This is a genomic window from Collimonas sp. OK607 (genome assembly GCF_900111995.1).
Lineage (GTDB): Bacteria > Pseudomonadota > Gammaproteobacteria > Burkholderiales > Burkholderiaceae_D > Collimonas.
In genome coordinates this window covers 1-12513 of the sequence record NZ_FOKF01000012.1, presented here as the reverse complement: position 1 = coordinate 12513, position 12513 = coordinate 1, and the positions used below count along the sequence as shown (strand labels likewise).

Here is a 12513-nt window from a genome sequence, read left to right as displayed (position 1 = left end):
GGCTTGGGCGGAAGCAGACACCTAGCCAGTTCCAACGTCGCAGATTTATATAAACGAGAAGGCATTAGCTTTGCACCCTGGACCAACACCGACTGTAAGCACTCTCTTAAAACGGGTAAATAATTGGTTTTTCGATCAGGCTAACCCATTGCGTTTGAGTAAATTCGTGGAAATTTGCTGGGCCGCCGAATCGGCCACCATTTCCGGACGCCCCCATTCCGCCAAATGGCACGTGAAACTCATTATTTACTGTTTGGTCGTTGACGTGCACCATTCCGGCCCTGATACGCGACGAAAGTGCAAGCCCTCGTGACAGCGAACCTGTATGCACCGCCGCGGCCAGTCCATACGGTGACCCGTTAACGAGCTCAACGGCCTCATCGTCACTGTCAAAAACTGTTATCGGTGCCACTGGCCCAAAGATTTCCTCTTGGAATACTGGCATGTCAGCGGTGACACCCGTCAGAACCGTTGGAGCATAAAAGAGGTTTGTGTATTCTCCTCCCGCTAGTAAAGTCGCACCAGCAGCTATGCTCTTACGAACGATGTCGTCAATTCTGTCTCGCTGCTTCTGATTGATTAAAGGTCCCAGATGCACCTGGTCTGTATACGGGTTACCTACCTGCAGTTTCCGCGCACGTTCAGCCAGCTTGGCCGCATACTCTTCCGCAAGCGAGCGATGTACGAGGTGGCGCCCCGTCTGCATGCATATCTGTCCCTGGTGAAGGAAAGAGCCCCATGCACCATTCGAACTTGCAGCATCGACATCGGCGTCATCAAGAATAACAATTGCATTATTACCCCCGAGCTCAAGCGCGACCTTCTTCAGCATCTGCCCACAGATCTGTCCGATAGCGCGGCCTACCGCGGTCGACCCTGTGAAAGAAATCATTCCAACCTGAGGATGACGTACTAGCGCGTCACCGGCCACAGGGCCACCAGGAATCACATGAAAGACTCCAGAAGGCAGACCCGCATCTTCGAAAACTCGGGCGAGAAGCAGTCCACCAGATACCGCGCTCTGAGGGTCAGGTTTGAGTATCACCGCGTTGCCGACCGCCAGAGCCGGTGCTACAGAGCGCATCGACAGCAGGATGGGGAAATTCCACGGCGCGATAACGCCGACGACGCCGATTGGTAATTGTCGGGAAAGATTCATACGACCAGGCATCGCAGACGGATAGAGCGCACCTTCCGGTTGCATAGGCATCGCTGCTGCCATTAACAACTGCTCGTAAGTGGCGTGTAATTCCCATTCCGCCTTGGCCCGGGTAGAGCCGCACTCACGGATGTTCCAGTCGTTAATCTCTGGCGCTCTCTCCCGCAGTAACCTGGCGGCCTCTCGTAAAATAGCTGCTCGCTGGTCGAACGGCATCGATACCCATGCTTCTTGCGCACTCGCTGCCGACTTTGCCGCGCGGTCGATATCTTCCGGTAATCCTAGTCCAATGCTGCCGATGGTCTCTCCAGTTGAAGGTTCGATCACGGATGAAGCGCCGCCAGCGGAAACCACCCACCCGTCCGAAAAGATACGGCCTTCCCAGACGGAATTTTGTTTGATGTTATTCATATACTCCTCGTCAAAAACATGTTAATTCTCCTCGCTGGTGGCTCATTCAGCGGATACCGTCGCCACTTTTGCATTTACAGGCACGTGCTTCCCAGGTCTCGAAGTAAGCACAATAGCGATCGCCGCCACCACACCTGGAACTGCAAAAACCAGAAAATTAAAAGTAACGGGGAATTTCTGACTGACGAGATAGCCTCCCAACGCGGGCCCTGCAACCGCTCCGAATCTTCCTGCTGCGGCTGCCCAGCCAACTCCGGTCGACCGGATGTTTGCAGGATAAAATTGTGCGGCGAACGCGTGCACGATGCACAGCGTGCCAATCGTTGTTGCTCCCGCAAGCATGAGAAGGAGATTAAGAATCGCGAGATTCTGTTTGTAGCCAAGAAGATCAATCGAGACAGTGGCAACGAGAAAGAATAGGATGAGTGTACGCTTCCCGCCCCACCTGTCAGCCAGCCATCCGCTCACAAGGCCACCGAGAACCGCGCCGACATTTAGGGTAATGAGAAAGGTCAGGCTCGAACCGATAGAGTAGCCACTCGCCGTCATGAGCTTGGGTAACCAGGTATTCAAACCATAAACCATCAACATGCACATGCCAAAGGCTATCCAGATTAGGATCGTGTCTTGCGCGCGTCCTTCCGCGAAAAGCTGGGCCGCTCGCGAGCGCTTGTGTTCGTAAGCAGCACCCCGCGACAACGCAGCCAGGGAGTTCGCGCTCCCGGCATAGCTTGGCGCGAGCTTGCGCAGAATGCGGTCGGCCTCGACGTAACGCTGGTTTGAGAGAAGGAAAGTAATCGATTCCGGGAGCCACCGGAACAGGAGAGGGAACGTAAGCAACGACAAACCGGCAATGAGGAAATTGGCACGCCATCCGAACGTCGGTGTTACCACTTTACCCATCACCGCCGCTATGACACCGCCAACTGAGAAGCAACTCAGCATTACGGTCACCATGATGTTTCGCTTTCTTTTCGGAGACATTTCCGTCATGAGCGCGACGATATTAGGTACCATGCCGCCCAAGCCAACGCCGGTGAAGAAGCGGCACACTACGAATTGCGTAGAGTTTTCGCAGAATCCATTAGCAAGCGCCGCGACACTAAAGACGACGAGACACGTAAGAATGACACGACGCCGTCCAAATCTGTCAGATGAGCTTCCAAGCGACAATGCGCCTATCATCATTCCGAAGAGAGCGCTGCTACCGATAACGCCTGCGGTAACGGCAGGAAGCTTCCAGTCAGCCATGAGTTCTGGAAGAACAGAACCGTAAATCACGAGGTCGTACCCATCAAACAGCATGAGCATTGAGCACCAAAACATAATCATCAAGTGAAACGAGTTTACGCGCGTGTCATCGACTACATTGTCGACAATGTTCATGTTCATTGCTGTCTCCAGAGTTTATCTAAGTATTAACGCTCTAATCGGCGATTATCAATTTGCACTTCTTGTTACTGCATTTAGGTGAAGTCGAAAGCGACTCCTTGGAATTAATATTTAAACGGCAAAGCGCTCTATTTCGTGTTCTCGCCAGATAATCCCGACTCCCGGCATCTCACCAAAATGAGCCATCCCGTCCTTGAATCTGAGTGTGGGCTCCATGATCGGCCCCGCGATATCCATTCGCTCAAGCCAGTGAGCGGTAGGAGTAATCGCCAGAAGGTGTGCACTGAATTCCTGAAAGATGTGGCTGGACATCGGCATTCCTCGTTGCTCTGCAAGCGTGCTTGCGCGCAGCCATCCGCTTACACCACCTATCTTCATCAAGTCCGGCATGCAGAGGTCACAAGCACCGGCTGAGAGGGCCTTATCCATTTCTTCTGGGCCGAACCAGTTCTCACCCATTTGAACCGGGACATGCAACTCATTGCGAATTTGTCCGTGGCCAGCATAGTCGTGCTGCAGTGTCGGCTCCTCTACCCACGCCACGCCCTCCTGCTCAAGCGCCCGACCTCGACGAATAGCTTCTGGAACAGTGAGCCCCTGGTTGTAATCGACCATGATTTGGACGCCATCGCCCACGACCTCCCGGATGCTTCGGATGACCTTGATGTCGTGCTCGAGAGTTGGATAGCCGATTTTCGTTTTCACCGCTGAAAAGCCCGCCTCGGCGGCATCCTTCGCCCGACTTGTCGCAAGCTGCACATCATCCATGCTATGGCTGTCATATGCAGGCAACGGGCGCGCGACACCACCGAGCAGCTCTACAAGCGGCAACCGATGGACCTTCGCCTTAGCATCCCATGTCGCCATATCAATGCCAGCGCTTGCCATCCGAACGAGACCCGTATTTCCAATTAGCCTGAACCGAGACTGCATTAGCTGGTCGATGTGAAGCGGTGCCAATGGCTGGCCCTCGACCACTGTCGCCAATTCTTCCACCATCCGCTGCACCGGCTTCAAAGCTAACGGCGTATAGGTAAATACGTAAGCGTGCCCGGTAACACCGCTATCGGTTTGCAAGTCGATTAGTACAAGTGGCGAGCTCGCCACTATGCCAACCGCTGTTCGAATTGGATATTGCAACGGCACGATGACCGAGCGCGCCCGTAACCCCGTGATACGAATATCGTTCATCATTTACCTGCCAATTCAAGTTGATATCTCTGCGTGGCACGCTCGCTCAAGCGAGATGCCCCCTCCCGTCCACAAATAGTCTTTGGACAAATTTGAAATTGAGGGGCAACCAATTTGTGCGAGCGTCCTGTCGATTTCGTCTTTCATGATCTCTAGCACAGCATCCACACCTTGCTCCCCAGCTGCAGCTAAGCCATAAAGAGTGGCCCTACCGAGTAGTACGGACTTTGCCCCCATTGCTACCGCCTTAACCACATCGGAGCCCCGGCGAACTCCACTATCCAGTAGCACCGGGGCAGAAATTCGCGCAGTAGTTGACTCCAGCGCTTCCAAAGGAGCAATGGCGCTATCCAATTGGCGCCCGCCGTGATTTGAAAGAATTACGCCATCTGCACCCAGCGCGATGCACCGCTCAGCGTCGTCAGCCCGGCTAATACCTTTAATGAAAAGCTTGTGCGGCCACATATCTCGTAACCATGCCAAATCATCCCAAGCGAAGCTGGCATCCATCTGCCGGCTCATCAAGGCGGCTTGGAGCTCCGCGTCTTGCGCCTCATTGCTAGCGAAATTTGCTAGCTGAGGCACGCCGTGCCGTAACAGGTCACACGACCAACGCGGATGGAGCACTCCGTCAATGACCGTCCTTGCGCTGTAACGCATTGGCAAGGAAAAACCGTTTCTGATATCACGCTCGCGCTTGCCGTTGACGCCAACGTCGGTCGTCAAAACAAGCGTGGTATACCCAGCGCTCAACGCCCGCTTCACGAGTTGTTCCGCCAATTTGCGATGCACGACGTAAAGCTGGAACCAAAGCTCCCCGCTTGCAGCTCCGGCAACCGCCTCGATTGACGCGGTAGATGCCGTCGACAAGATGAACGGAATGCCGAAACGCGCGGCGGCTCGCGCAAGCGCCAAGTCACCTTCATGCCATAGAACGCCGTTCAGGCCTGTTGGAGCGATGATGATGGGCGCCGATAAGGGCTTACCAAATATCGTCGTCCGTATGTCTCTTTCGCTGATGTCCACTAGCCGCCGCGGTTGAAACCGAACATCGTCGAAGACTTGGCGGTTGTGTTGCAACCCGCGCTCGTCTTCGGCACCACCTTCTAAATAGTCGAATACCATTCGTGGAAGGCGCTTTCTCGCCAAAGCACGAAAGTCGGCTACATTTACAGGCTTGTTCATTACACAGTCCTCTGTTTACCTAGTAGTGCACGTCTCTACCTCAATAAGCACAGGCTTATTGCCGGCTAGTGCCTGTTTCAGCGCGGCGGCTAGTGTCTCGCTGGAATCCACGTGAAGCGCGTCTACGCCATATCCGCGAGCAAGGGCACAAAAATCCAATCCTGGCACGTCAAGGCCTGGTACATTCTCAACCTGTAATACGCCAGCGAACCAGCGCAAGGCGCCGTATGTGCCGTTCTTCATGATGATGAAAATCGTCGGGATGTTGTATTGAGCCGCCGTCCACAACGCCTGAATGCTGTAATTCGCGGAGCCGTCGCCGATAACGCCAATCACCCGTCTTTCCGGTTTCGCCAGTTGAATGCCGACAGCGGCCGGAAGTGCGAAGCCCAATCCACCTGCTGCGGCAAAGTAGTAGCTTCCTGGTTCGGTCATCCGCAAGCGTTCCCATAGGATGTTCGTGGTCGACGTCGACTCGTTGACATAAATCGCATCGCGCGGAGCCATCTCGTCAAGAATGTCGAATACGCGTTCAGGCGTCAGTGGCCCCGGCTGTTCCGGCGCCGGCTCCGGACGCCGCAGCGCAGCGGGCAATGGTCGTAAGGTTTGCGATACGTTTTCGCTCAGCGCACGAAGCGTCAAGCCGATGTCGGCAATAATCGCGTCTCCCATTGGAGCGCGGGCAGCTTCGTTTACATCACAGGTAATCGCTATCAAGTGAGTACCTGCGGGCAAGTAATCGCCAGGTTCATACTGGTGGTATCGAAATACCGGCGCGCCGACGACGAGAACAAGGTCATGACCTTCGAGCAAACGGCTAATGCTGGCGATACCAGCTGGCAGCAATCCCCGGAAGCAAGGGTGCGTCGTAGGGAACGAACATCGCGGAGCCGAGGGGGCCATCCACACAGGCATAGAGAGTTTTTCTGCCAAAGCGACTGCCAGACCATTTGCCCCACATGCGTCAACGTCTGGCCCAACAATAAGCAGGGGATTGCGCGCCTGCTCCAGGCTTTCCTTAAGCGAAGCCAATCGCTGGGGGGACGGCAGTCCCGCCGTTTCCACTCGTCGCTTTGCAAGATGCTCGACTCCCGGACCAGCCTCCTTTGCCCAGTCGTCATACGGGACTGAGACATACACAGGACCAGCCGCAGGCGTTGCCGCCATGTGTATAGCGCGGCTCAACGCAAGCGGTACTTCTTGTGCGCTTGCAGGCTCGCAACTCCACTTTACGAGCGGACGAGGAAGCGTCGCCGCGTCGACGTTCGCCAACAACGCCTCGACACCGACCATGGAACGCACTTGCTGGCCAGCAGTCACGACCAAAGGCGTGTGCGAGTTCCATGCATTCGCAAGCGCGCCCATTGCATTACCGGTTCCTGCGGCTGAATGGAGATTCACAAAGCCGGGGCGGCCGGTTGCCTGTGCAAAGCCATCGGCCATCCCGACGACGGCAGCTTCTTGCAGCCCCAGGATGTACCGAAAATCAGCCGGAAAGTCCTTCAAGAACGGCAACTCGTTCGAGCCTGGGTTACCGAAAAATGTGGTCAATCCTTGCTCTCGAAGGATTTCATAGCATGCTTGATGTACCGTAGTCATAAAAAATTTCCTAGTTGATGGAATGATGTTAGGACTTGGTATAAAATAAATCAAATCATCAATTTTTGGTTTTTATAATAGATAGCATCTATATTCCAGGCTGCCATGCTCACTACCGACCTGAACCTGATTCGAGCCTTTGTCGCCATTTACGAGACAGGCAGCGTGAGTGCCGCAGCCAAGCGCCTGAACATCACCCAGCCTTCGGTAAGCCATTCGCTGAGCCGCCTCCGTGACCTGTTAAATGACCCGCTTTTCACGCGAACCCGTGCAGGCATGACGCCGACATTCAACGCCACACAGCTTTTCAAGGCGTTCAGGGGTGCGCTGGACAACATCGAAAGTGCTATTTCCGCCACTCGCCGATTCGATCCCGAGCAATCGAGTCGCTGCTTTCGCCTCGCTCTGTCCGACCTGGGCGAACTGTATTTCCTGCCCTTCCTTGTCCGAGAACTGCAGGCCATCGCACCTTCGGTCGCGCTCGAAATCGTTCAGATGGACAGCGACAGCATCACCGAATGGCTGTCCACGGGAAACGTCGACGCGGCTGTCGGGAATTTACAATTCGTAGGCGGACAGGCTAGAAAGAGAACGTTGTTCACAGAGACTTACTCATGCTTGTTGAGTGCATCCCATCCATGGATTGGAGACGCGTTGACTTTGCAGGACTATGTCGCTGCAAACCATGTAGTTGTCGCGCCATTTTCGGGACACCACCTTGTTGAAGATGTCATGACTGAAATGGGACTTACGCGAAAAATAGGTCTTCGAGTACCTCACTTCACGAACCTCGTTGCGGTAATATCCTCCACCGACCTGCTTCTCACTCTTCCAACCCGTGTCGCTCGCGCCTTTGCCGCCGATGGCAGAATGCGAACCTTGGCCTTACCTTTTCCGATACCGTCCTTTGAGGTGAATCTTTACTGGCAAGCTCGTACTGAGGATTCAGCCGCGCAGCAATGGTTCTGCGACACCATTAGGCGAACGCTCAGCGGCGTTTGATACCCCGGCTGGATGTCTTTCGACTCAAGCGACTACTCTCAACCGATCGGGAAGGAGGCGTTGGGTAACCGACATCCCTACCGCGACAGAGCCGCCATTCCTTTCTTTGGCGGCATTGTCATCCGCTTGAGTGCGGACGCACTAATCTATGCCTCGGGTTTTTGCTGTGGAAGCTAGCGTGTCCAGGCCGGTCTGTGGAACGATTCCCCCAAAAAATCAATCAGGTGCCTCAGCTTTAGCGGTAGCTGCTTTCTCGAGGTATATACGGCGTAGATGCCCAGTTCGGCCGATGCATAGGCTGGCATTATTTCCACCAGATTGCCGGAGCGCAGGTCGTCTCCCACCAGAAAACTCGGCTGCAGAATAATGCCTTGGTGCAGCAACGCTGCTGCACGACATGTGTCGCCGCTGTTGGTATGGATGCGGGGAGTGGTTTTGACGCTCACAGCGCCTTCCGGGCCGTCGAATTGCCATTCGTCGCGCGAAGACCAATACGTGTATGAGATCACATCGTGCTTCACGAGGTCTTGCGGGTGCTGCGGCGTGCCTCTTTTCCGCAGATACGTTGGCGACGCGCAGAGGACCATCCCCGTTGATGCGAGTTTTCGGCCTATCAGGGTCGGGTGGGGAAACCGGGAGATCCGAATGGCAAGGTCGTAGCCCTCCTCTACCAGATCGACGGCGCGATCTGATAGCGACACGTCCAGCGTAACTTTGGGATGCTGGCTCAGGAATAATCCCCATAATGTTGCAAGGTGGAGAACGCCGAACGTGAATGGCGCGCTGACGCGCACTAATCCGCTGGCTTCCGCACTGCGTGAACTCAGTTCGCCTTCCGCCTGATTGAGCGCCTCCAGGATCTCGCTGCAGTGTTGGTAGAACGTCTGTCCATCATCGGTCAGGGAAAGCTTGCGCGTAGTGCGGTTTAACAGGCGCACCCCAAGTCTTTCTTCAAGGTCGGCAACGTGGCGTGACACCGCTGCTTTCGATGTATCGAGGACGTGCGCCGCCCCCACAAAACTACCGACGTCGACGACTGCGGCGAATGATTGCATCTCGCGAAATTTGTCCATTGTCTCGTATTTTGAAACAAAATGTCATGCTAATCCATATTTATCCCACATACCAAGACATATATAGTTCATTTACTGTCAGGCGTCGCCGGCATGTTACTCATCCCAACACCGACCGAAGGAGAAGCACCATGATTGATCAAAAGACCGCCCCCTATGCTGCACTGGTATTGAGAATAAGCCTTGGCGTTTTGTTTATTGCGCATAGCCTGCTCAAATGGCTTGTCTTTACATTGCCAGGCGCCGCCGGCTTTTTTCAATCCCTCGGCCTTCCCGGCTGGCTCGCCTACGTGACCACATTTGTCGAACTGGCTGGCGGCATTGCATTGATTGCGGGTGTCTACGCGCGTTATGTGGCCATAGCCTTGATCCCTATTTTGCTTGGCGCCATCTTTACGGTACACGGAGCTAACGGCTGGCAGTTCGGCAATAAGGGCGGTGGCTGGGAATACCCTGCCTTCTGGTCTGTCGCCTTATTTGTGCAATTTTTACTGGGTGATGGCGCCTTTGCCCTGCGTAGTCAAAAACAGGCTTAAGTGAATCAGAGCCAGGAGTCCGCAGCATGAGCAAACACCCCGTTTTATTCGTATCACATGGCTCGCCGATGTTGGCGATAACAGACAGCCCAGCGCAGCGTTGCCTGAAGCAATTGAGTAAAACACTGCCGCGGCCGAAAGCTGTTGTAATAATTTCCGCCCATTGGGAATCGATGGGAGGGCCTGCCGTAAGCCTGGCATCTGCGCCGGAAACCATCCATGATTTCGGCGGCTTTTCCCCTGTCTTGCGCGACATCCGGTATCCCGCACCAGGCGCACCGGAGATCGCCGAACAGGCCGCTACGCTGTTGCAGGAAGCCGGTTTTGAGGTTCGGCGCAGTCGCGACCGGGGACTGGATCACGGCGCCTGGATACCCATGTACTTGATGTATCCAGATGCAAACATACCAACCTTCCAGGTGTCGGTATTGCGCGGCGCCAGTGCCGCCGAGCATGAACGGTTGGGGCGTGCGTTGGCCGCACTGCGCGAACAGGGTGTGCTCATTATCGGATCAGGTTCGCTGACGCACAATCTGTATGAGTTCGGCGGCCGGTCACTCGATAGCGCGGTACCGTCCTGGGTCAGTGATTTCAGTACATGGATGATGGAGCGACTGCACGACAACCAGAAGGAAGCGTCGTGGGACTATCGGCAGCAAGCGCCGTTTGCGGCACGTAATCACCCTACCGATGAACATTTGATGCCACTCTTCGTTGCGATGGGCGCAGCGGGCGATAACTGGCAGGCAGAGCGGATACACGCCAGTGTTGAATATAGCGTGCTGGCCATGGATGTATATGCCTTCTCGTAAGAAGCAACGCAACAACAATACTTGCGATCGATGGTCTTTCCCATAATGCAGGCAACTGCAAGAACAGGTCAATATGAAACATTCATTACATAACGTTGTTGAGCGTCCGGATCTGCCACTCGCGCATCGCGTGCGCAGCCCCGACAATCTCACTGCAGGCAGCGCACCCTGCTTGATCTTGCTGCACGGAGTTGGCGCCAACGAGGCGAATCTGATCGAATTCGCGCAACGGCAGGATCCGCGACTACTTGTCATTCTGGCGCGCGCGCCGATTGCGTTCGGCCCCGGACAGTTCGGCTGGTTCAACGTCAATTTCACGTCGACCGGTCCGGTGATCAACGTGGCACAGTCAGAACAATCCCGTCAAACTTTGGTCGACTTCATCGACGGCTTGCCAAGCGTCTATGATATCGATCCAAACCGCGTATGGATTGCCGGCTTTAGTCAGGGCGGGATATTGAGTGCAAGTGTGGCGTTGACGCGGCCGGACAAAGTCGCCGGGTTCGGGATCTTAAGCGGGCGGATCTTGCCCGAAATCGCACCACTGATCGGAACCAACGTCGCGTTGCGGAAAGTACATGGCTTTGTGTCGCACGGGGTTCATGACGGCAAGTTGACTATCAATTTTGCGCGCAGTGCCCAGCGGCTGCTTACAGAAAAAGAAGTACGGCTGACATATCGCGAATACGACGCGGTGCACGAGTTGAACGAAACCATGCAACGTGATTTTTGTAGCTGGATCGCGCAGCAGATCGATGCTAACAATTAGGTAGTCGTGAAAAACTCAGGCTGTCAAGAAATCAGATAAAGCGATAGTGAATAACTTCTCAGCTTCGAAGTTGGAGATGTGTGATGCGGGTAGCGTCACCATTTTGGAATCTTTGATTTTTTGATGCATCAATACCGCATCCGATTCGGTTGTCACGGGGTCGTATTGACCGGCGATAATGAGCGTGGAGTTAGGAATAGCGTGAATTTCACCGCGTAAATCGGCATATGCCAACGCCTCGCAACAACTTGCATAACCTTCTACGTTTTCAGAGCGTAAATGCGCGACCAGTTCCGAGACAATCGACGACCCGCTTGTCACGAACGATGGGCTGAACCAGCGTGAGGCCGCGCTATCGGCAATCGCATCCAGGCCCTCTGCTCTAACTGCTTTCGCCCTGTCGACCCACGCTGCCGCCGTTCCAATTTTCGCTGCGGTATTCGCGACGACTAATTTTTTCAAACGCTCAGGCGCATGAATACCCAGCCACTGTCCGATCATTCCTCCCATCGATATGCCGCAAAAATGCGCTTTTTCCATGTGAAGAAAATCAAGAAGGGCTATCACATCTTGCCCCAGCTGTTGCAATTGATATGGTCCTTTCGGGCTCGCTGACTGACCATGTCCACGCGTGTCGTAGCGAATGACAAAGAAATCCTTTACGAGTGCGTCGGCCTGGGCTTGCCACATGCCGTGATCGGTTCCCAACGAATTCGAAAGCACTATGCCGGGATTGGCGGGATTGCCTTCGGCGAGGTGAAAAATGGCGGTTTGATTGATGTGGGCAACAGGCATCATGGTTCCTTTTATGTCATTGATTTTAGAATGGGCATGACCTGGCTCTAACCCTGATCGCCGCCGCCCACAGGGAGCACCGTTCCAGTGATGTAAGAAGATTCATCCGACGCGAGAAACAAGATGGCGTTCACTTGCTCATCAATCGTTCCGTAACGATGCATCAAGCTGGTCGCGATGGTTTGGTCGACAATATCTCGATACCAAACTTCCTCTTCTTTAGTCTGCTTATCGGAATTACGAGGTATTTTCCTGGGTGGGGCTTCTGTCCCTCCCGTCGCTACTGCATTGACACGGATGCCATCCTGCGCATGTTCAAATGCGAGACTGGCGGTGAGCGCATTGACACCACCTTTCGCTGCTGAATAGGGAATGCGATTAATTCCGCGCGTCGCGATGGAGGATATATTGACGATGACGCCACACCTTTGCGCGATCATGCCAGGCAATGCAGCACGACAGCACCATAATGTCGGGAACAAAGAGCGGCGAATTTCCGCTTCAATTTGCGCTTCTTCATATTCCTGATAGGGTTTTGCCCAGATCGTTCCGCCCACATTATTAATGAGGATGTCGACTCGCCCGAATG

12 protein-coding genes are annotated in these 12513 nt (G+C 54.4%); 4 read left to right on the top strand and 8 right to left on the bottom strand.

Going from position 1 to position 12513, the window contains the following annotated elements; all coding sequences use genetic code 11:
- Positions 1-106 precede the first annotated feature (106 nt).
- The 5 genes from BM029_RS10395 to mdlC all read right to left on the bottom strand — a co-directional run bounded on the left by BM029_RS10395 (position 107) and on the right by mdlC (position 6937).
- On the bottom strand, positions 107-1570 hold the full coding sequence (locus tag BM029_RS10395; protein ID WP_092435647.1) for a benzaldehyde dehydrogenase: 1464 nt from the start codon (positions 1568-1570) through the stop codon (positions 107-109).
- A gap of 42 nt (positions 1571-1612) precedes the next feature.
- Positions 1613-2962, bottom strand: a complete 1350-nt coding sequence (locus tag BM029_RS10390) for an MFS transporter (RefSeq protein ID WP_092435644.1) — start codon at positions 2960-2962, stop codon at positions 1613-1615.
- 111 nt (positions 2963-3073) lie between these two features.
- Positions 3074-4153, bottom strand: a complete 1080-nt coding sequence (locus BM029_RS10385) for an enolase C-terminal domain-like protein (RefSeq protein ID WP_092435867.1) — start codon at positions 4151-4153, stop codon at positions 3074-3076.
- Between the two features lie 15 nt (positions 4154-4168).
- A complete protein-coding gene (locus BM029_RS10380; RefSeq protein WP_092435641.1) occupies positions 4169-5338 on the bottom strand; it encodes an alpha-hydroxy-acid oxidizing protein in 1170 nt (389 codons plus the stop codon).
- 15 nt (positions 5339-5353) lie between these two features.
- Positions 5354-6937, bottom strand: coding sequence for a benzoylformate decarboxylase (mdlC, locus tag BM029_RS10375; protein WP_092435639.1), 1584 nt, complete (start codon positions 6935-6937; stop codon positions 5354-5356).
- 105 nt (positions 6938-7042) lie between these two features.
- Here mdlC and BM029_RS10370 point away from each other — a divergent pair, with 105 nt between their 5' ends.
- Positions 7043-7939 carry a LysR family transcriptional regulator gene (locus BM029_RS10370; RefSeq protein ID WP_092435636.1) on the top strand — a complete coding sequence of 299 codons (897 nt, stop codon included), beginning with the start codon at positions 7043-7045 and terminating at the stop codon, positions 7937-7939.
- A gap of 173 nt (positions 7940-8112) precedes the next feature.
- Here the strand turns inward: BM029_RS10370 and BM029_RS10365 are convergent, their stop codons facing one another.
- On the bottom strand, positions 8113-9012 hold the full coding sequence (locus BM029_RS10365; protein WP_092435634.1) for a LysR family transcriptional regulator: 900 nt from the start codon (positions 9010-9012) through the stop codon (positions 8113-8115).
- Between the two features lie 131 nt (positions 9013-9143).
- Between BM029_RS10365 and BM029_RS10360 the strand changes: the two genes are divergently transcribed.
- From BM029_RS10360 to BM029_RS10350, 3 genes are all read left to right on the top strand, one after another.
- Positions 9144-9548 (top strand): DoxX family protein, encoded by a 405-nt coding sequence (locus BM029_RS10360; RefSeq protein WP_092435631.1) that lies wholly within the window; start codon positions 9144-9146, stop codon positions 9546-9548.
- Positions 9549-9574: 26 nt separating this feature from the next.
- Positions 9575-10360, top strand: a complete 786-nt coding sequence (locus BM029_RS10355; RefSeq protein ID WP_092435628.1) for a DODA-type extradiol aromatic ring-opening family dioxygenase — start codon at positions 9575-9577, stop codon at positions 10358-10360.
- 73 nt (positions 10361-10433) lie between these two features.
- Positions 10434-11129, top strand: a complete 696-nt coding sequence (locus BM029_RS10350) for an alpha/beta hydrolase (protein ID WP_092435625.1) — start codon at positions 10434-10436, stop codon at positions 11127-11129.
- 15 nt (positions 11130-11144) lie between these two features.
- Here the strand turns inward: BM029_RS10350 and pcaD are convergent, their stop codons facing one another.
- On the bottom strand, positions 11145-11927 hold the full coding sequence (pcaD, locus tag BM029_RS10345) for a 3-oxoadipate enol-lactonase (RefSeq protein ID WP_244544997.1): 783 nt from the start codon (positions 11925-11927) through the stop codon (positions 11145-11147).
- 44 nt (positions 11928-11971) lie between these two features.
- Positions 11972-12513 (bottom strand): 1,6-dihydroxycyclohexa-2,4-diene-1-carboxylate dehydrogenase (locus BM029_RS10340; protein ID WP_092435619.1); only part of this gene is annotated, 542 nt, incomplete at its 5' end.